The 18,197-nt window shown below is 68.7% G+C and carries 19 protein-coding genes; 6 read left to right on the top strand and 13 right to left on the bottom strand.

What is annotated here, in order from left to right:
• Nucleotides 1-263: 263 nt before the first annotated feature.
• A complete protein-coding gene (locus tag ACWELJ_RS27425) occupies nt 264-1,754 on the bottom strand; it encodes a flavin-containing monooxygenase (protein WP_452369012.1) in 1,491 nt (496 codons plus the stop codon).
• A gap of 34 nt (nt 1,755-1,788) precedes the next feature.
• Here ACWELJ_RS27425 and ACWELJ_RS27420 point away from each other — a divergent pair, with 34 nt between their 5' ends.
• Both ACWELJ_RS27420 and ACWELJ_RS27415 read left to right on the top strand, forming a co-directional pair.
• Entirely contained in the window at nt 1,789-2,835 is a 1,047-nt protein-coding gene (locus ACWELJ_RS27420) for an AraC family transcriptional regulator (RefSeq protein ID WP_452369011.1), read from the top strand.
• 133 nt (nt 2,836-2,968) lie between these two features.
• Nucleotides 2,969-3,196 (top strand): hypothetical protein, encoded by a 228-nt coding sequence (locus tag ACWELJ_RS27415; RefSeq protein WP_452369014.1) that lies wholly within the window; start codon nt 2,969-2,971, stop codon nt 3,194-3,196.
• A gap of 21 nt (nt 3,197-3,217) precedes the next feature.
• Here ACWELJ_RS27415 and ACWELJ_RS27410 read toward each other — a convergent pair whose 3' ends face one another.
• Nucleotides 3,218-4,024 carry a nuclear transport factor 2 family protein gene (locus ACWELJ_RS27410; RefSeq protein WP_452369010.1) on the bottom strand — a complete coding sequence of 269 codons (807 nt, stop codon included), beginning with the start codon at nt 4,022-4,024 and terminating at the stop codon, nt 3,218-3,220.
• Nucleotides 4,025-4,183: 159 nt separating this feature from the next.
• On the opposite strand from ACWELJ_RS27410, the gene ACWELJ_RS27405 reads away from it, so the two are divergent.
• Both ACWELJ_RS27405 and ACWELJ_RS27400 read left to right on the top strand, forming a co-directional pair.
• A complete protein-coding gene (locus ACWELJ_RS27405; protein ID WP_452369009.1) occupies nt 4,184-4,729 on the top strand; it encodes a YdcF family protein in 546 nt (181 codons plus the stop codon).
• A 104-nt stretch (nt 4,730-4,833) separates the two neighbouring features.
• Complete coding sequence (locus ACWELJ_RS27400; RefSeq protein ID WP_452369008.1) at nt 4,834-6,426, top strand: GMC oxidoreductase; 1,593 nt, start codon at nt 4,834-4,836, stop codon at nt 6,424-6,426.
• A 38-nt stretch (nt 6,427-6,464) separates the two neighbouring features.
• Here the strand turns inward: ACWELJ_RS27400 and ACWELJ_RS27395 are convergent, their stop codons facing one another.
• Genes ACWELJ_RS27395 through ACWELJ_RS27355 form a run of 9 tightly spaced genes read right to left on the bottom strand, consistent with a single transcriptional unit; the run spans nt 6,465 to nt 15,002 of the window.
• Nucleotides 6,465-7,052, bottom strand: a complete 588-nt coding sequence (locus tag ACWELJ_RS27395) for a hypothetical protein (RefSeq protein WP_452369007.1) — start codon at nt 7,050-7,052, stop codon at nt 6,465-6,467.
• Between the two features lie 24 nt (nt 7,053-7,076).
• Nucleotides 7,077-8,033, bottom strand: a complete 957-nt coding sequence (locus ACWELJ_RS27390) for an MlaD family protein (RefSeq protein WP_452369006.1) — start codon at nt 8,031-8,033, stop codon at nt 7,077-7,079.
• The gene (locus ACWELJ_RS27385; protein WP_452369005.1) at nt 8,030-9,163 is read right to left on the bottom strand and encodes an MlaD family protein; all 1,134 of its coding nucleotides are present in this window, start codon (nt 9,161-9,163) and stop codon (nt 8,030-8,032) included. The genes ACWELJ_RS27390 and ACWELJ_RS27385 overlap by 4 nt, the downstream gene beginning before the upstream one ends.
• Nucleotides 9,160-10,242, bottom strand: coding sequence for an MlaD family protein (locus ACWELJ_RS27380; protein ID WP_452369004.1), 1,083 nt, complete (start codon nt 10,240-10,242; stop codon nt 9,160-9,162). Before ACWELJ_RS27380 ends, ACWELJ_RS27385 begins: the two co-directional genes overlap by 4 nt.
• A complete protein-coding gene (locus tag ACWELJ_RS27375) occupies nt 10,242-11,285 on the bottom strand; it encodes an MlaD family protein (RefSeq protein ID WP_452369003.1) in 1,044 nt (347 codons plus the stop codon). The genes ACWELJ_RS27380 and ACWELJ_RS27375 overlap by 1 nt, the downstream gene beginning before the upstream one ends.
• On the bottom strand, nt 11,273-12,271 hold the full coding sequence (locus ACWELJ_RS27370) for an MlaD family protein (protein WP_452369002.1): 999 nt from the start codon (nt 12,269-12,271) through the stop codon (nt 11,273-11,275). The genes ACWELJ_RS27375 and ACWELJ_RS27370 overlap by 13 nt, the downstream gene beginning before the upstream one ends.
• On the bottom strand, nt 12,268-13,299 hold the full coding sequence (locus ACWELJ_RS27365) for an MlaD family protein (RefSeq protein WP_452369001.1): 1,032 nt from the start codon (nt 13,297-13,299) through the stop codon (nt 12,268-12,270). Before ACWELJ_RS27365 ends, ACWELJ_RS27370 begins: the two co-directional genes overlap by 4 nt.
• A gap of 3 nt (nt 13,300-13,302) precedes the next feature.
• On the bottom strand, nt 13,303-14,166 hold the full coding sequence (locus ACWELJ_RS27360; RefSeq protein WP_452369000.1) for an ABC transporter permease: 864 nt from the start codon (nt 14,164-14,166) through the stop codon (nt 13,303-13,305).
• A complete protein-coding gene (locus tag ACWELJ_RS27355; protein WP_452368999.1) occupies nt 14,166-15,002 on the bottom strand; it encodes an ABC transporter permease in 837 nt (278 codons plus the stop codon). Before ACWELJ_RS27355 ends, ACWELJ_RS27360 begins: the two co-directional genes overlap by 1 nt.
• Before the next feature lie 421 nt (nt 15,003-15,423).
• Between ACWELJ_RS27355 and ACWELJ_RS27350 the strand changes: the two genes are divergently transcribed.
• Nucleotides 15,424-15,618, top strand: a complete 195-nt coding sequence (locus tag ACWELJ_RS27350; RefSeq protein WP_452368998.1) for a nuclear transport factor 2 family protein — start codon at nt 15,424-15,426, stop codon at nt 15,616-15,618.
• Nucleotides 15,619-15,624: 6 nt separating this feature from the next.
• On the opposite strand, the gene ACWELJ_RS27345 is transcribed toward ACWELJ_RS27350, so the two are convergent.
• Nucleotides 15,625-16,713, bottom strand: coding sequence for a calcium:proton antiporter (locus ACWELJ_RS27345; RefSeq protein WP_452368997.1), 1,089 nt, complete (start codon nt 16,711-16,713; stop codon nt 15,625-15,627).
• Between the two features lie 115 nt (nt 16,714-16,828).
• On the opposite strand from ACWELJ_RS27345, the gene ACWELJ_RS27340 reads away from it, so the two are divergent.
• On the top strand, nt 16,829-17,560 hold the full coding sequence (locus ACWELJ_RS27340; RefSeq protein WP_452369013.1) for a VIT1/CCC1 transporter family protein: 732 nt from the start codon (nt 16,829-16,831) through the stop codon (nt 17,558-17,560).
• A gap of 21 nt (nt 17,561-17,581) precedes the next feature.
• Here the strand turns inward: ACWELJ_RS27340 and ACWELJ_RS27335 are convergent, their stop codons facing one another.
• On the bottom strand, nt 17,582-18,016 hold the full coding sequence (locus ACWELJ_RS27335; RefSeq protein WP_452368996.1) for a hypothetical protein: 435 nt from the start codon (nt 18,014-18,016) through the stop codon (nt 17,582-17,584).
• Between the last annotated feature and the right edge of the window lie 181 nt (nt 18,017-18,197).

Genomic DNA, 18,197 nt, shown 5'->3' with positions numbered 1-18,197 from the left:
GCGGCGGCCAGCGGGATGGCCGCCACGTTGTAGCCGAAGGCCCAGAACAGGTTGCCCTTGCACCCGCGGCAACGGCGGCTCGAATCCCGGTGCGGGCAGCAGAAATCCGCTCTCCGTCCCTACCACCGCGCCCCCTCGAATTCCGGTACTCCGCCTTCGGACGCCACCCAGAATCGCACGGGGACGCGAAGCCCACCGACCGGACACGAACTTCGCACCCGGCACCGCTGGACCTCACCGCGATACCGTCGGTGAGACCAGCGTCACACCCGCTGCAACTCCTTGGCGGCCACCGGACGCAGGGTCTTGCTCAGATCGGTGCGCATGACCGTCGCGGTGTCGAGCAGATAGTTCTGGCGGACCGTCCACGGATTGTGGTCGCCCTGGCGCGGAAAATCGCCGATCGATCGCTGGACGTAACCGGACGCGAGATCCAGCAGCGGTCGTTCCCGCAGCGCGCGCTGCGGCTCCGGGACCACGGCGGTGTAGCCGTTGCGTTCCATGTAGCCGAGCACCTTGCAGACCAGGCGCGAGGTGAGGTCGGCGCGCAGCGTCCAGGAGGCGTTGGTGTAGCCGATGCAGACCGCGAAGTTGGGCACGCCGGTGAGCATGGTGCCCTGCCAGACGAACTGCTCCGACAAGGCGACCGGGTTCCCGTCGACCACCAGGTCGATGCCGCCGAAGGCGAGCAGCTGGAGCCCGGTCGCGGTGACCACCACATCGGCCTCGATCACCTTGCCGGACTTCAGCCGGATGCCCTCGGGCACAAAGGTTTCGATGTGATCGGTGACCACCTCGGCCCGGCCCTTGCGCATGGCCTTGAAGAAGTCGGCGTTGGGAACCGCGCACAGCCGCTGGTCCCACGGGTTGTAGTCGGGGGTGAAGTGCTCGGCGACCAGGGCCTCGTCCTTCAGGATCCGGGTGGTGAGTCCGGTGAGCAGCTTCTTGGCGGCCTCGGGCCGGCGGCGGCAGTACTGGTAGAAACCAATGTTGAACAGGATGTTCTTGGTCCGGATGAGCCGGTGCGCCAGGTCCGCGGGCAGCAGTTCCCGCATCCGGTCGGCCACCTTGTCGCGGCCGGGGACCGCGGAGATCCAGGTGGGGCTGCGCTGCAGCATGGTCACCAGTTCGGCCTGCTCGGCCATGGCCGGGACCAGGGTGACCGCGGTCGCGCCGCTGCCGATGACCACCACGCGCTTGCCCGCGTAATCCAGGTCCTCGGGCCAGAACTGGGGGTGCACCACGGTGCCGGTGAAGTCGTCGATGCCGGGGAACACCGGATCGTGGCCCTGGTCGTAGTTGTAGTAACCGGAGCAGGAGTACAGGAAGCCGCAGGTGAGGGTGTGGCGCTCCACCTGGTCGCCGGTGCGCCGCTCGAGCGTCAGGGTCCAGCGGGACTCGCCGCTGTCCCATTCGGCGGCAACGACTTTGGTGCCGAACCGGATGTGCCGGTCGATGCCGTTCTCGGCCGCGGTCTCGCTGATGTAGCGCAGGATCGACGGCCCGTCGGCGATGGACTTGGCGTCGCGCCAGGGCTTGAACGGGTAGCCGAGGGTGAACATGTCGCTGTCGGAGCGGATGCCCGGGTAGCGGAACAGGTCCCAGGTGCCGCCGAGCGCGTCGCGCGCCTCGAGGACGGCGTAGCTGCGGCCGGGCTGTTCGGTCTGGAGCCGGTACGCCGCGCCGATGCCGGAAAGCCCGGCTCCGACGATGACGACGTCGAGGTGTTCAGCGGGGGTCTGCGCGGCGTTCATGACTTCCAGTCTGTTGGGCTCGGGATTCGGTTTCTTGACACTACGCGACAACTATTTGATCCTGGACGACATGTCGGTGATCAGATCCGCGGGCCTGCGCGGATTCCGCGCCACCGTGGCCGAGCTGGGCGGGGACGCCGAGGAGCTGATGCTCGCCTGCGGCCTGCCGATCGCCGCCCTCGACACCGACGACCTGCTGGTCCCCGACCAGGCCGTCGCCGCGGTGCTCGAACTCGCCGCCCATCGGCTGGACTGCCCCGACCTGGGACTGCGCATGGCCCGGCGGCAGGACCTGGACATGCTGGGCCCGCTGGCCCTGGCCATCCGCAACGCCACCTCCCTGGCCGCGGTGCTGGAGTGCACCTCGCGCTATCTGTTCGTGCACGCCCGCTCGCTGAGCCTGACCATGGAACCCGACCCGTACGGCGACCGCGGCGTGATCGCCCTGCGCTACGGCGTCAGCACGCCGGGCGCGCCCACCCCCGTGCAAGGCACCGACCTCGGATTGGCCTTCGTGCACAGGACGATTCAGCGGCTCGTCGAGGACCGCTACGGGTTGCGCTCGGTGGAACTGCCCTACCGGCCCGCCGCCCCGATCCGGGCGTACGAGGAATTCTTCGGCGCGCCCGTGCGCATCGAACGCCCGGCCGCGCTGCTGCGGGGCCCCGCCGCCCTGGGCGACCGGCAGCTCGCGGGCGGTGACGAGAACCTGCACCGGCTGGCCCTGGCCTTCCTGGCCGAGCAGTCCGGCGATACGGCCGCCGCGCTGGCCCCGCGGGTGCGCACCACGCTGCAGAAGCTGCTGGGCACCGCCGCCCCCGAAATCGACGCGGTGGCACGGCTGCTCACCATCCACCCGCGCACGCTGCAGCGGCGGCTCACCGCGGAGGGCACCAGCTTCGCGGCGATTCTGGACGATGTGCGGCGTGCGGAGGCCCGCCGCTACCTGACCACCACCGATATGCCGATGAGCCAGGTGGCCTCGCTGCTCGGGCTGGCCGAGCAGTCGGTGTTCACCCGCTGCTGTCAGCGCTGGTGGGGGGCAACGCCGACCGCGGTGCGCAAGGGCAAAACGGTCTGACCATAGGGCTTGTCAGACAACCCGGCTCGAGTTCCGCTGCACCCATTGGCAAATCAGGGCGCCGATTGGCAAATCACGCACGGCGAGTCGTGCAAGAAACGCCATCGATTTGCGGGATAGCCGCGTGTCGATCATGGTCTTGTGCCGCTCGCACGCGCAGGATGTGCAGATGATCGCCGAATGCCCGTCCTGCGCTTGGCCCTCCCCCGCCTCCGTCTCCTCCCACCGCGGTGTGCAGTACCACCGCTGTGTGTGCGGGCAGTGGCTGATCAGCGTGCACGGGAAGGTGGTCGGCGCGGCCGGGGGCACCACGTTCAGCGGGGGGAATCCGCTCGCGGAGATCGCCGGACTCCGGGACTGACGCGTCCCGGAGTGGCCGGAATCAGTTCGTCGACACGAAGATTCGCGCGGACTCGATGCGCAGCCCGCGCTCGGTGAAGTCGAACTCGGCGATGCCGCGACCCTCCCGGGTGTCCACCGACACCGTCACCGAATGACCGGCGGCGAGCGCTTTGTCCCAGCGCACGCCCTTGACCCGGGTGGCGAAGTCCTCCAGCGACATCGCGCCGTCGACGCCCCACTCCAGGCGCGGCACCGGCGCCAGAACCGCACGGGCACTGGACGAATCGCCGCGCGAGACGGCGTCCAGCAGCCGCTCGGCCGCCTGCTTGCCCGGCGCGCCGACCCCGCGCAGCCCGGACATGAAGCCCACCGCGCCGCCCAGGCCCTGATTGCCCAGCAGCTGCGGGCCCAGTTTGGCCCCGGCCAGCAGACCCTTCGTGCCCGATCCCAGGAGCTGGCCGATCATCCCGGCGAGTTCCCAATGTGCGCGCAGGCGGCGGATTCTCAGCGCGCCGTCCACCTCGGCCAGGTCGTAGCGCAGATGCATGGGCACGTGCAGGGTGACCCCGGTCGACATGGTGGTGGCGATGCTCAGATCGCGGAAGACCGTCATGCCGCACACCACGTCATTGGTGACGTCGAAGGCGATGCCATTGGGTCCGATGAAGGTGTCGTAGAAGCGCTCGATGGCGGCGCGGCCCACGTGCGGGCGCGAGCCGACCGGGTCCTCGACGCTGCCGTCCTCGGCGAAAAGGCCCACCCAGGCGGCCTTGTCGTGCGCGCCGACCGCCCGCGGTGAGGCTTCGACGGTCGCCAGCAGTTCGGTGGCGGTGGGGTTCGCGGGCACGTGTCCTCCAAGTGGTAAAGCCAAGCGCGCGCGATGATACCGAACCCCCGGCAAGTAATCCGGAATCAGATGGCGGCCGGCCGCGGCAGCAGCCGCTCGGCGAACTCGGTGGCGTCGGCGTTCCGGGCGCCGCTGTTCGCGATCGGTACCGTCGATGACGTGACTGGCCCCCGGAAGGTCGCCCTGTCCGTCGCCCTGGTGGCGGCGCTGATCACCGGTCTCGCGTTCGCGGGCCTGCCGGTGTTCGTGCATCCGCAGGTCGATCCGCTGCGCCGGGCCGACGCGATCGTGGTGCTGGGCGGGACCGCGTACGCGCGCTACGACCTGGGGCTGGAACTCGCCCAGCAGGGGTATGCGCCGGAATTGCTGATCTCGCGGTCCACCGGGGAGGACGACCCGGTGATGAACCGCTACTGCGACGGGGGCTTCGCCTTCAAGGTGTCGTGCTTCGTGCCCGACCCGTGGACCACCCAGGGCGAGGCGCGCGAGATCCGGCGGCGTGCCCAGGCCGGGCACTGGCGGCACATCATCGTGGTGACCTACACCCCGCACGTCTCGCGGGCGCGCTACATCGTCGAAAAGTGCTTTTCCGGACAGATCACCATGGTTGCGAGCCCTAGTGATTCGGGTCCGTTGTTCTGGTCGTGGATGTATGTGCGGCAGTCCGCCGGTTATGTCCGCGCGTTTCTGCAGCGCGGATGCTGACCCGAAAGATGCGCCCCGGCCGCGCAATTGAGCGGTTACGATGAGGTCCGGGCAAAGGGAAGCGCGTCCTCTCGGGGGTGGATGCGGGTGCGGGAGGATTTCCGGTGCATATCGACGACCTCAGTGCCGTACGGGACAGCGAGCTGGCGGCCGACCTGTGCATTATCGGTTCCGGACCGGCCGGTCTGACCCTGGCCGCCGAACTCGCGGGAAGTTCGCTGCGGGTCCTGGTACTCGAAAGCGGCGGCCTGGAACTCACCCCGGAGCGCGACGCGCTCAATGACATCGAGAATGTCGGAGCCGCGCGGGCCCAGCCGTATCGCAATGCGCGCAATCGAATTCTCGGGGGCAGTTCACACACCTGGAGCGGGCGCTGCGCCCCGCTCGACGAATTGGATTTCGCGGCCCGGTCCTGGGTTCCGTTCTCCGGCTGGCCGATCGGATCGTCCGAGGTCGAGCCGTATCTGGACCGCGCGGCGGCGCACCTGGGCCTGGGTTACGGGGCCGGATTCACCGGCGACCGCTTCTGGGAACTGGCCGATCGGAATCCGCCCCACCAGGAGGTGGACCGGCGCTGGCTGCGGCCCTACTTCTGGCAGATCAGCAAGGATCCCGCGGATCCGTTCGACTCCAAACGATTCGGCCCGCACGCGGCGGAGATTACCGCGAGCAATATTCGAGTTCTGCTGAATGCCACGGTGACCCATATCGACACCGATCCCGACGGCACGCGGGTGCAGGCATTGCGGGTCGCGGATTCGGGCGGGCGCCAGCGCATGGTGCGGGCCACCCGCATTGTGCTGGCCGCCGGCGGAATCGAGAACGCACGCCTGCTGCTCGCCTCGAATCGCATTGTGCCCACCGGAATCGGCAATCGGCACGATGTCGTCGGGCGGTATCTGCTGGATCATCGCTGTGGCGTGGTGGGCATGCTCGACCCGCACACCTCGGCCGCGGCGCGGGATCGATTCGGCAAATACGTCGTGAAAACCCGCGGCGGCAAGCATACGTTTCTGCACGGGCTGGCGCTCTCGCCGGAGATCCAGGCCGACGAGGGACTCCTCAACTGCGCCTTGTGGATTCAGGAGGTGCCCGCCGAGGACGACCCCTGGGAGTCGGTGAAGAACCTGCTGCGCGGCCATATGAACCTGCACGACGCGCGCACCGTCGCCAGCAATCCCGGGCTGCTGCTGTCGGGGGCCAAGCGCCGGCTGATCGACCACACCGGCCTGCCGCGCAAGCTGGAACAGGTGGAACTGCGGTGCATGGTCGAGCAGACCCCCGACCCGGACAGCCGGATCGGCCTGAGCGACACCGTCGATGAGCTGGGGCTGCCACATCCGCGCATCGACTGGAAGGTCAGCGCCCAGGAGGACGCCACCGTGCGCCGTGCCGCCGCCCTGGTGGCCGGGGAGTTCGCCAGGCTCGGCTACACCCCGCCCGCGCTGGACGAATGGGTGCGCGAAGCCAGCCCGCTCCCGGCCCAGCTCACCGACTGGGCGCATCCCACCGGCGCCACCCGCATGTCCGCCGACCCGCGCACCGGCGTGGTGGACGGCGACTGCCGGGTGCACGGCATGGAGAACCTCTACGTCGCCGGCAGTTCGGTGTTCCCCACCAACGGCCACGCGAATCCGACGCTGACCATCGTGGCGCTGGCGGTCCGGCTCGCGGACGAGCTACGCCGGACCGCGTGAGCGCTAGCCCGCGGGGGCTACTGTCGTGGCAGCGGGGGCTACTGCTTGGGCAGCGGGAGATCGATGCCGCCGACCTCGGTGACCTTCCAGTCGCTCGGGTCGACATTGACGGTGTAGTACACGGTGGTCAGCACGCCGTCGGGGTTCTGGGCGTTGGTGGAGTTCACGTTCAGATAGACATTGACCTTGTACAGGCCGTTGTCGCGGTTGATCACCTGCGAGCTGAGCAGGGTGGGGCTCGAGGTCCACTTCAACGGGACCAGGATCTCCTGCAGCTTGGAGGAGGTGGCGTCGAACTTGCCCGCCAGCGCCGGGGTGGTGTTGGCCTTGAGGCGCGCGGTCCAGGCATTGAAGTCGGCGTAGTTGAGATTGGCCGCGCCCATGGCGTAGTCGGAGGCGACCTGCTCGGCGTGCCGGTCGGCGGCCGCGCGGGTGTCGTGGTCGCTGACCTCGCCGCGGGCGGACTGCCACAGCACCGTGACCGTCACCAGCGCGGCGATCAGCACCGCCGCCGCGGCCACGGTCACCAGGGTCGAGACCTTCAGCGACACCGTCTTACCGGCGGCCGGCTCCACGGGCGTGGTGTCCGGTTCGACCGGAGTCTTCGTATCGGTGTCCTGGGACATGGGGTCTTCTCCTTGCTGGAACTGCTACTTCACCTCGACCCGCACACGCACGGCACCGTCACCGGTGGACGCGAGCGCCTGCGAGATCAAGCTGCTGATATTGATCTGCGGCCCCGCCGTGCGCGCCGCGTCGGCGAGCGGCTGCAATTGGGGTGCGAGGGTCCGCAATTCGGGCCCGGCCTGCCGCAACCATTCGGTCAGCCCGGCCAGGAACGGTGCCAGCCCGTTGCCATCCACATAGGCCTGGGGGCCGGGGGCACGCTCGACGAGTCTACCGACCGCAGTGATGAGCTGCTCGAGCGACTGCTCGAACTGCACGAATGCCGGTGCGGCAGCAGCCGTCGCGGCTCCCATGCCTTCCATATCGGAGGCCGCGACCTGGAAGCTGTTGAGTAGCTGGGCAATCTTGGGTTCGCGGCTCAGAATGGCCGCCGCCAGCAGGTCGCCCGCGCGGGTCAGGTTCGGCATGGCCGAGTCGGTGTCATGGAAGGCCGCGCCCAGCGTGCTCGCCAGCGAGGCGGCCACCGTGGGGTCGAGCTGGCTCATGACCTTGTTGACCAGGCGCGACACCTCGGGAATCGACAGCGGCGACTTCACCGCGGCGGCGTCGAGACGCTGGCCGTCCTTGATATACGGACCGCCCGCGGTGCGGGGCCGGAACTCCACGAACGGCTCGCCGAGGGCGGAGAGCTGCTCGATGGTGATATCGCTGTCGGTCGGCAGTCTGCGGTCGCCGTCGATGCGGAAGCCCACCTCGACACCGCGCGCGGTGGAGTCCACCGAGGTGATCTTCCCGACCCGCATACCGGTGAGCAGGATCGGCGAACCCACGCTCAGGCCACCGGAATTCGCCATCACCAGCGAGGCGTCGGTGTGGTGCGCGAAGGGGTCCGCCCGCACCACCCCGAAGGTCAGATAGCTCGCGCCCACCACGGTGACCACCGCGATGCCGCCCAGCGACGCCACCGAACCCCACTTCATCGCACCGCTCCGATCATGCGCAGCCCGGCCAGCACGGTGCTGACCTGATCGTCCCGGGACACCGAATCCGCCTGGACGCCGGTGACATTCACCTTCGGGCCGTTCTCGACGAAGGGAATCAGCTTGTCGCGCAACAGCGAGACCAGCAGCGACAGGTTCGAGGGAACCGACAGATCCAGCGGCTTGCCCGACAGCGCCAGCGGCGCGAAGGACTGCGTCACCGGGTCCAGCGCGGTGGCCAGCGGGGCCAGCCACACCAGCGACTGTCCGAGCTGCCCGAGCACCGCGAAGATCTGGGTGACGCCCTTGATGGAGTTCGTGACACCGGTCATGGCGTCCACCGACTCCTGGCTGAGCTGGTGGTCCAGGAAGTCGGCGCGGTCGTGCAGCACCTGGGCGTTCACGCCCAGACCGTTGAGCAGCTTGTCGACCTGGTCCAGGTTCGCGGCCAGATCCACCGCGTTCCCGGCGGCGTTCTGCGCGATCCGCTTGGTCTCGTCCGGGTCCCGCGGCAGCACGGCGTTGACGTGATTGATGATGTCCTGCAGCTGGTTCACCGCCCCGCCCTGGGTGAACGCGGCCAGCGCGGCCATGGTGTCCTCGAGCTGCACCGGCGGCCGGGTGTGGTCCTGGCCGATGGTGCCGCCGTCCTTCAGCAGCGAGCCGAAACCGTCCGGCGGCGTGCTCAGGGCCAGGTGGATGTCGCCGAGCACGGTGTTCTGCCGCAGCTCGGCCACCGTGCTGGTCGGTAACTGCACCTTCGACGAGATCTCGGCGTCCACCACCACGTAGCCGCCGCGGCCGTCCGCGTGCGCCGAATCCACCACGCGCACACCGTCGACCGTGCCGACCTGAGCGCCATTGGCGATGACCTTCGCCTTGGCGGGCAGGTTCAGCACATTGCCGAACTCGATGTGGATGCGATAGGTCGAACCCGAGATGGTGGTCCCGGGCACCGGCACCGCCGCGGGGTCGAAGGCACAGCCGCCGGCCCCGGCGAGCAATCCGGCCGCCAGCAGGGCCGCGCCCGCGCGTTCCAGCCGGCGCCGTACCGGGGCCGTCCCCACCACGGTCCCGGCGCGACCGGCGGCCGCGGTCTCGAGCTGGACGTTCCAGCGTCCGATTCTCATCGCGCACCTGCCATTCCGAGCACCAGGGGCACCAGCGGGACGTTCACCATGCCGTTGGCGGCGTCGGTGCAGCTGCCGGGCGTGACCGCGTTGAGGGCGGCGCAGACCTGCTCGGACTGCGAGGCCGGGAGCGCCGCCCGCGGCGAACCGTAGGTGACGCCGTTGCCCATCACGTTCTGGGCGGCATTGGTCAGCACCGGCATCTTGTTCACCACCTCCGAGAGCGAGCCGACATTGGCGCGCAGCAGCCGCACCAGCGGCAGCGTGTCGTCGAGCGCGCGCATGATCGGGTCGCCGGCGATGGTGGCCAGGTCGTTGAGCATGGGCAACAGCTCGCCCAGCCGATCGATGAGTTGCGCACCGGGACCGAGCAATTCGGTGCTGGCGTTGTTCAGCGCCGGCCCCAGGCGCAGCAGCATGGAGCGCAGATCGCCCCAGTGCTGCTCGACCTTCTCACCGACCGACGCGAAGGCGTCGAAGATGCCCGCCAGGTGGCCGATGTCGGCATCCGGTTGCGCCAGCGCCGAACCCAGCTTCTTGACGATCTCGTTGATCTGCGGGCCGGCGCCCTGGGTGGCCGCGTCCAGCCCGGACAAACCGTGCGCCAGCGCGTCCGGGGCCTGCGCCTGCTGCAACTGCGAGGACAGGTCGGCCAGCGCGGTCAGGGTCTCGGTGATGCTCTTGGGCGTCAGCGATTTGGTGATGCACTGCGAGGAATCCCGGTGCGCCAGGTTCTTGCCGCCGTTGAGCACCGCCAGATTACGGTCGGCCACGATGGAATCCGAGACGGTGGTGGCCGCGGCGTCGGCGTAGACGGGGTACTTCGCGTCGACGGAGAACCTCACCTTCACCTTGGTGCCGTCGGAATCGACGGAATCGACCGTGCCGACCGGGATCCCGCGCATGGTCACCTTGTTGCCCGCGTACAGCCCGACCGCGTCGGGCATGACGGCGCAATAGGCCACCGTCTTCTTCATCGGGTCGAACCAGACGAAATAGCCGACCACGGCCACCGCCACCACGACCACCGCGCCCGCGACCGACATGAACGCCTGCGAGCCGAGCATCCGCTTGAGCATCAGCAGTCCTTCCCGGGCACCGGAACGCACACCTGGGGCGGCGCGGCGAGAGTCACCGTCTGCCGCGACTGATCGACGGTGATACCGCCGTCCGGAATCACCAGCTCCGACAGCTTCTTCTGCAGATCCTGCGCGGCGGTCAGGGTCGGCTCGAACTTCTGGCCGAGCTGCTCGAGCCGGGTGATGGCATCGGTCAGCTGCGGCTTCAGGTCCGACCAGGTCGGCTGTAATCCGCCGAGGCGGCCGAGCACGTCACTGAGCAGGCGGATCGCCTCCGCCATCTCCGAATGCTTGTCGTCGAGCACGGTGACCAGCAGGTTGGCATTGTCCATCAGCCGGCCCAGGTCTTGCTTCGCGCCGTCGTACATGCGCACGTACTCGTCGGCCACCGACACCGCGTTCGACACCTGGCCGCGCTGCTTCTCCAGCGCGTCCACGTAGGTGCCGACCGTGCGCAGCGTGGTGCGCAGGGTCTCGGGCGCGGCGTCGATCGAGGTGCCCAGCGCGGCCAGGTTCTGGTTCAGCGTGGAGCCGTCGATCTTGGCCAGTGGGGTGGCCGCGTCCTGGAAGGTCTCGATCAGGCTGTACGGCAGGCGCACCCGGTCCGCGGGGATGGCCGCCGAACCCAGCGGCGTGCTGCCCGCCGGGAACACCGCCACGTAGTGGCCACCGACGATGGTGAGCATACGGATGTCGAGCGAGGTCTGATCCCCCAGGAACACATCGGATTTCACCGTGAAGCGCATGACGACCTTGTCCGGCTTCAGTTCCAGCGACTTGACCTCGCCGACCGAGATCCCGGCGACGCGCACGTCGTCGCCCGCCTTCACCGACTGCGCCTCGGACAGTTCCGCGGTGTAGGTGTGCTTGCCGAACGGGATCACGTACAGCGCACCGGCGGCGGTCAGGCCGAGCACGACCACGATCGCGCCGATGACGCCCTGACGCAGATGCCGCTTCTGTTTGGTCGCGTCGTCGACGACGCGGTCATCGCGCTTCAGGCTGAGCCCCTGAAGAGCGCGCGGCCAGGTCATCCGTTGCATATCGCCACCTGCTGTCCCGAAACGAGCACCTTGACCACCGGCGGCAGTTCCGCGGTTCCCTTGCTGCACACCGGCTTCCAGCCGCCGGGGCTGCTCGGCAGCGCCGCGTCGGCGGCGCTCAGCACCGCGGGCAGGCGACCGAGGACCGCCACCGCCTCCTTGGCGTCGGGGAAGATCTGCCGGATCAGCGCGTCCACATCGGAGCCGCTGTCGATGCCCAGCGTGCGCAGCAGGTTGTCGATCGGCCGCAGCACCGACGGCGCGGTGACCGCGAATTGCGCCAGCCCGCCGATGTTCTGCCGCAACGCCTCGAAGATGTCGGAGAGCTGCTTCAGCAGCGGCACCAGGTAGTGCACGCGCCCGCCGAGCCGGTCCGACAGATCCGACATATTGCGGATCAGCGTCGAGATCACCTGCTGCCGGTTGTCCACATACGACGCCAGTTTCCCGATCGCGTCCATGGCCGGACCCAGACCGGCGCCGTCGCCCTCGATCAGCGCCACCATGCTGGCGCTGAACTGGTTGATCGCCTCCGGGGAGATGGTCTGCAACACCGGCTTCAGGCCGTTGAACAGCTGCGTCACATCGAACGAGGGCACCGTGCGGTCCTCGCCGATGCGCGCGCCCGCGGCGATCCGAGTGCCCGGCTGCGGCTGCTGCTGCAGGTCGATGTACCGCTGCCCGGTCAGATTCTGGTAGCGGATGGCCAGTTTCGAGTTGTCGTACACCGGCGAATCGGTCTTGACCGACACCTGCACCCGCGCCTTGGAACCCTCCAGGCCGATCTGCTTCACCTTGCCGACCTGCACACCGAACATGCGCACGTCGTCGCCGACCTTGAGGCCGTTGGCGTCGGTGAAGATGGCGTCGTGGGTCTCGGTCCGCCCGGACACCGGACGCTGAATCGCGGTGAGCACCAGCATGAGCACCACGCCGATCACGCCCGCGAACAGGGCCAGCCGCCAGCCCGCCTGTTTCACGGTCATCGCGCACCTCCCAGCAGCGGCACCGCGATACCGGGCATGCCCTGCAATTCGACCCGCACGTTCAGCACCGGCCCCTGCCCGTTGTCGGGCATGGCGGCGCGCAAACGCTCCAGCAGCAGGCGCAATTCGGCCGCGGACTGCTGCGGCTGCGGCACCATCCGCGCGAGCGCGGTCAGCACCGGCACCAGCATGTCGGTGCTGCCGGAGAGCTGAGTTCCGGCCTGCGAGAACGCGGCCGCGAGCGCGGGCAGCAGCGTGCCGGTGACGGTCGCGACGCCCTTGTCATAGGTGGCGCGGTCGGTCTGCAAACGCTGCATGCTGCGGATCAGATCCACCACCTGCACTGTCGCGCCCGCGAACTGGCCACCGCCGTCGAAGGCCGGGCCGAGCTCGCCGAACAGCCGCGACATCGGCATCTTCTGGTTGTCGGCGATGGTGCGCTGCGCGGTGATCAGCGCCTGCGCCAGCGGGATGAACGCCTGGGTATCGGCCGCGGCCTGCGCGATGACCGAGGCCATCTGCGGCGTCAGCACCGAACCGCCCACCTGCGCGGCGCTGCGCAGGATCGAACCCATGGTGGCGTCGTAGACCTCGCTCGCGCGGCGTCCGGTGAAGTCCAGGACCGTGCCCGAGCGCAGCGGGGAACCGCCCGCGCCCTTTCGCAATTCGATCTCGCTGATGCCGAACAGGTTGGCGGGCGCGTAATCCACCCGCAGGCTGTCGTCGAGGCCGAACAGCTTCGAATCGTCCAGTCGCAGCGAGATCTGCTGGGTGCCGTGCTGGTCCGGCGCGATCTCGGTGACCTTGCCGACCACCACGCCATCGGCCCGCACATCCGTGCCGACCAGTACGCCGTCACCGATCTGCTCGGTGCGCAACGAGATCGGCATTCCCGGCTCGTCCTGCTGCCATCGATACAGTAGCGCCCAGCCGGCGACCACCGTCACCACCAGCGCCAGCGCGACCGTGCCGACAGTCATCGCGCGCTTGCGATCGACGGCCACACCCGGCATTCCGTAATTCGGCATCCCCTACCCCGTGAACGTAATCGCCGAGTTGAAGCCCCACAGGGCCAGCGACATCACCATGTCCATGGCCACGATGGCCACCGACGACGCGCGGACCGCCTTACCCGAGGCGATGCCGACGCCCTCCGGACCACCGGTCGCGAAGAAGCCGAAGTAGCAGTGGATCAGAATCACCACCACCGCGAACACGGCCACCTTCACCACCGCCGCGATCACGTCGAAGCCGGAGACGAACTGGAAGAAATAGTGGTCGTACACACCCGCGGAAGCCCCGTGCACCAAGGTGATCAATCCCCGGCAGGCCGCGTACGACAGGATCAGCGCGATCAGGAAGGTCGGCACGATGGCCACCGCGCCCGCCAGCACGCGGGTGGTCACCACGAAGGGAACCGAACGCAGACCGAGCGATTCGATGGCGTCGATCTCCTCGGAGATGCGCATGGAACCGATCTCGGCGGTCATCCGGCAGCCCGCCTGCGCGGCGAATCCGATGGCCGCCACGATCGGGGCCAGCTCACGCGTGGTGGCGTAGGCCGACACCAGACCCGACACCGGGCCCATGCCCAGCATGTCGAGCGTGGTGAAGGACTCCACCGCGACCGACGCGCCCATGACCAGACCGAGCACGATCATCATCGGCACGGTGCCGCCGCCGACGATGACCGAGCCGCGGCCCCAGGTCATATCGGAGATGGCGCGCATCGTCTCGTCCCGATACCGCTTCAGCGTCAACGGGATCGACGACAGCACCTGCCAGACGAAAGCCAGGGTGAAGCCCAGGTTCTCCACCCGGCGCAGGATCAGTCCACGCTTGCGATAGGCGCGTGCGGCCCAGCCCAATCCCTTGGGCACGTAGGTAGCCGACATCAGGCCAGCCTGGTGGGCAGGAACAGATCGGTGATCTGGGTGGCCACGAGATTGACGGTCACGATCGACACCACCGACAGCACCACCGCGGCGTTCACGGCGTCGGCGACACCCCGCGGGCCGCCCTTCGCCTCGAGCCCGCGCTGGCAGGCGATGATCACCACGAGAAAACCGAAGATGACGGCCTTCAACAGCGATACCCACACATCGGCGGTGGTGGTGAAGGACCCGAAGGTGGACCAGTACGAGCCGGGCGTGACGCCCTGCCCGCCGATGGCGACGCCGTAGCCGGCCAGCACACCCACGAAGATGATGAGCACGTTCAGCAGCGGCGCCACGAAGACCATCGCCACCAGGCGCGGGATCACCAGGCGGTGAATCGGGCTGATGCCCATGGTGTTCAGCGCGTCGATCTCCTCGCGGATGGTGCGCGCGCCCAGATCCGCGGCCAGCGCCGCCGCGCCCGCGCCGCCCAGCAGGAAGCCGGTGGCCAGCGGTGCGCCCTGCTTGATGACGCCCAGGCCGCCGGTCGCGCCGAGCAGCGAGTCCGCGCCCAGGGTGTGGATCAGATTGCCCACCTGGACCGAGACGATGACGCCGAACGGGATCGCGATGAGGATGGCCGGGATCGCGGTGACCGTGATCAGCCGCCACGCCTGCAGGATCGCCTCTTTCCACTGGAACTGGCGGCGCGCGATATCGGTGAAGGTCCCGGCCACGGCCTCCTCGGCGATGCCGACCGCGCGGCCGAAGGTGCGCAGCGACGCCACCGAGGTGCTGGAGAAGTTGTCCCGAACGATGCGCACGGCGGACCGGCCCTGGACGGCCCGGGTCATCGGGGGACTACTTCTTCGAGACGCCGGAACCGACGCGGGGTGACGAGCTTCAAATTTCTTCTCCGTGATCGGCAACACTGCCTGCCATCAAAGCTAATGGTTACCCGGAGTTACAACAAATCGGACTCGAGTGTGATCGGGGCCTCTGAGTTACCGATGGGTATACCGGGTATCGATCCCGGTAGGCGGGACGAAGTGCCATGTGACCTGGGGTTCTAGAACGTGTTATTAGAGCAGAACTGCTATAACCATGATTCTGGACACTCGTCCAGTATTCCTGTTCAGAGCGGGATGCGAGGCCCTCACCCATACCCATGGCGATATTTAGTGATCTCCCAGCAATCCTCGATTTCCCATCGAACCCATGCACAACCCGGATGTGGAGTGTTCACTGTCGCGTGTGGATGACACGGTGTCGGCAGTGCTGCACACGATCGAGGCCGGCGACTGGGCGGAATTCGCGAAACTGGTGCACCCCTACGTGCACTGGACCGAGGACGGCGTCACCACTCGCGGGCGCACCCGGGTGATGGCACTGCTGTCCCGGCACCACGCCACCGCGCCGGCGACGTCCTACGAACTACGCGACGGCCAGATCTACCGCTGGACCTCGTGACCGCCGCTACGGGCTGACCGCGAGAAACACGAAGGCGGAGAACAACACCAGGTGCACGCAGCCCTGGAGCAGGGTGGCGCGACCGGGCACCACGGTCAGCGCGCCGACCACCACGGTCAGGGCCAGCAGCACCATCTGGGTCGCGCCCAGGCCGAGCATGAGCGGGCCCGAGATCCAGATCGAGGCCAGCGCGATGGCCGGGATGGTCAGGCCGATACTGGCCATGGCCGAACCCAACGCCAGGTTCAACGAGATCTGCACCCGGTCCCGGCGCGCGGTGCGCACGGCCGCGATGGTCTCGGGCAGCAGCACCAGCATCGCGATCACCACACCGACCGCGGACGGCGGCAGCCCCGCCGCCGCGATCCCGGATTCGATATTGGGCGACTCCACCTTCGCCAAACCGACCACTCCGATCAGGGCAATCAGCAGCAAACCCAGGCTGCGCAGCGATTCCCGCCGGGTCGGCGGTTCCGCGTGCTCGTCCTCGGCCGCCGCGTCCGAACCCTCGACGGGCAGGAAGTCGTCCGGATGCCGGACCGTCTGCACCATCACGAACACCCCGTAGAGCACCAGCGAGGCGACCGCGGCGAAGATCAGCTGCGAGGCCGAGAAGACCGGACCCGGCTCGCTGGTGGTGAAGGTCGGCAGCACCAGGCTCAGCGTGGCCAGCGTCGCGACCGTCGCCAGCGCCCCGCCCGTGCCCTCGGCATTGAAGACGGCCACCCGCCGGCGCACCGCGCCCACCAGCAGCGACAGCCCGAAAATGCCATTGCACGTGATCATTACGGCGGCGAAGACGGTATCGCGGGCCAGCGAGGCGGCCTTCTCCCCGCTGGACACCATGAGCGTGACGATCAGGCCAACCTCGATGATGGTCACCGCCACCGCCAGGATCAGCGAACCGAACGGCTCCCCCACCCGATGCGCGACCGTCTCCGCGTGATGCACCGAGGAGAGCACCGCGCCGATCAGCCAGACCCCGACCAGCACCGCCACGGTCGAGTTCAGTTCCCGGCCCCACGTCACCGTCAGCACCAGCGCCGCCGCCAGCGGCAAGATGACCGGCCAGTACCTCCTGAAGAAACCCACCATGGCCCCCATCGTTCCAGCAAACCGTCCGCTTCCCCCGGAAGTGGGAGGCATGCCTCGCCCGGTCGCGCTGCCGCATGAGTCGCGGACTGTGAATTACGCTGCTCAGGTGGACGACATCGGAGCCGGAACCACCGACACCGCGGCACCGCACCCGCACGAGCCGCACGACACCAGCCTCTCGGCCAAACTCAACTGGCTGCGCGCCGGGGTGCTCGGGGCCAATGACGGCATCGTCTCCACCGCCGGTCTGGTGGTCGGCGTCGCCGCCGCCTCCACCGACTCCGACGCCATCCTCACCGCCGGCATCGCCGGCCTCGCGGCGGGCGCGATCTCCATGGCGGTCGGCGAATACGTCTCGGTCAGCACCCAGCGCGACACCGAACGCGCCCTGCTGTCCAAGGAGAAGCGCGAACTGGCCGAGGAACCCGAATACGAACTGACCGAACTCACCGGCATCTACCGGGCCAAGGGCCTGAGCGAGGAGACCGCGCGCCAGGTGGCCGAGGAGCTCACCGCGCACGACGCCTTCGCCGCCCACGCCGAGGCCGAATTGGGTTTGAATCCACACGATCTCACCAACCCCTGGCACGCCGCGCTGTCCTCGGCCGTCTCGTTCACCATCGGGGCACTGCTGCCGCTGATCGCCATCCTGGTGCCCCCGGTGCAGTGGCGCATCCCGGTCTGTTTCGCCGCGGTGCTGGTGGCGCTGGCCCTGACCGGATCGGTCAGCGCCCGGATGGGCGGCGCCAACCCGCGCCGCGCGGTGCTGCGCGTGGTGCTCGGCGGCGCGATCGCCATGGCCGTCACCTACGGGATCGGCCAGCTCGCGGGCGTCGCCGGAATCTAGTGGGCCGACCGGAGATCCGGGCTATTCGGCAGGCGACGGCGGTTCGACGGGCGGCGGCGGCAACTCCACCGGACCGGCCTCCCCGGCGATGATCACCGGCACGTCCACCGGTCGCGGCGGCCCGGGCGGCACCGGAGCCGGACGCACTGCCGCCGGAGCCGGAAGCGGTACGGGCGGAACCGCGTTCGGCGCCACCGGACCCCCACCGGGCGCGAACGGAACCTGGCCCGCCGGAGCGATATTCGGCGGATGCTGCGCCGGAGGGTGCGGATCATGGCGCAGCCGCGGCACATTCACGACCGAGGTGTCGGCGATCGGGCTCTCGGCCGGGGACGTGATCAGCACGCCCGCCCCGACGCCCGCCGCCATCAGCACGGCGGCGAGCAGGACCTGCCCCAGGCGACGCGGATCGAGATCGCCGGTGTCACGCTGGATTTCGTCGGCGGTTCCGAGCAAGGCTGTCCTCCTTCGGATTCCGCGTCGCGCGGCTAGGGCGCGGGCGGCGGCGGGGGCGGGGGCACCAGGAACGGCAGGATCGGGGCGAGAATGTCGGGCGAGCGAGATCCGAGCAACGGCTCTCGGAGAGAACGAATCACGAGACCTACTACGGCGGGTTGCGAAGGAGTACGAGCGTGAC

This window comes from Nocardia sp. NPDC004582, from assembly GCF_053602115.1.
The sequence above is the reverse complement of the archived record's forward strand: the minus strand, read 5'-3'. Positions and strand labels throughout refer to the sequence as shown.

Excerpts from the sequence above, each read along its gene's own strand:
- ACWELJ_RS27370 (WP_452369002.1), bottom strand. The coding sequence starts at position 12,271 with ATGACCGTGAAACAGGCGGGCTGGCGGCTGGCCCTGTTCGCGGGCGTG.
- ACWELJ_RS27375 (WP_452369003.1), bottom strand. The coding sequence starts at position 11,285 with ATGCAACGGATGACCTGGCCGCGCGCTCTTCAGGGGCTCAGCCTGAAG.
- ACWELJ_RS27380 (WP_452369004.1), bottom strand. The coding sequence starts at position 10,242 with ATGCTCAAGCGGATGCTCGGCTCGCAGGCGTTCATGTCGGTCGCGGGC.
- ACWELJ_RS27355 (WP_452368999.1), bottom strand. The coding sequence starts at position 15,002 with ATGACCCGGGCCGTCCAGGGCCGGTCCGCCGTGCGCATCGTTCGGGAC.
- ACWELJ_RS27390 (WP_452369006.1), bottom strand. The coding sequence starts at position 8,033 with ATGAAGTGGGGTTCGGTGGCGTCGCTGGGCGGCATCGCGGTGGTCACC.
- ACWELJ_RS27385 (WP_452369005.1), bottom strand. The coding sequence starts at position 9,163 with ATGAGAATCGGACGCTGGAACGTCCAGCTCGAGACCGCGGCCGCCGGT.
- ACWELJ_RS27360 (WP_452369000.1), bottom strand. The coding sequence starts at position 14,166 with ATGTCGGCTACCTACGTGCCCAAGGGATTGGGCTGGGCCGCACGCGCC.
- ACWELJ_RS27365 (WP_452369001.1), bottom strand. The coding sequence starts at position 13,299 with ATGCCGAATTACGGAATGCCGGGTGTGGCCGTCGATCGCAAGCGCGCG.
- ACWELJ_RS27425 (WP_452369012.1), bottom strand. The coding sequence starts at position 1,754 with ATGAACGCCGCGCAGACCCCCGCTGAACACCTCGACGTCGTCATCGTC.
- ACWELJ_RS27415 (WP_452369014.1), top strand. The coding sequence starts at position 2,969 with ATGGTCTTGTGCCGCTCGCACGCGCAGGATGTGCAGATGATCGCCGAA.
- ACWELJ_RS27395 (WP_452369007.1), bottom strand. The coding sequence starts at position 7,052 with ATGTCCCAGGACACCGATACGAAGACTCCGGTCGAACCGGACACCACG.
- ACWELJ_RS27345 (WP_452368997.1), bottom strand. The coding sequence starts at position 16,713 with ATGGTGGGTTTCTTCAGGAGGTACTGGCCGGTCATCTTGCCGCTGGCG.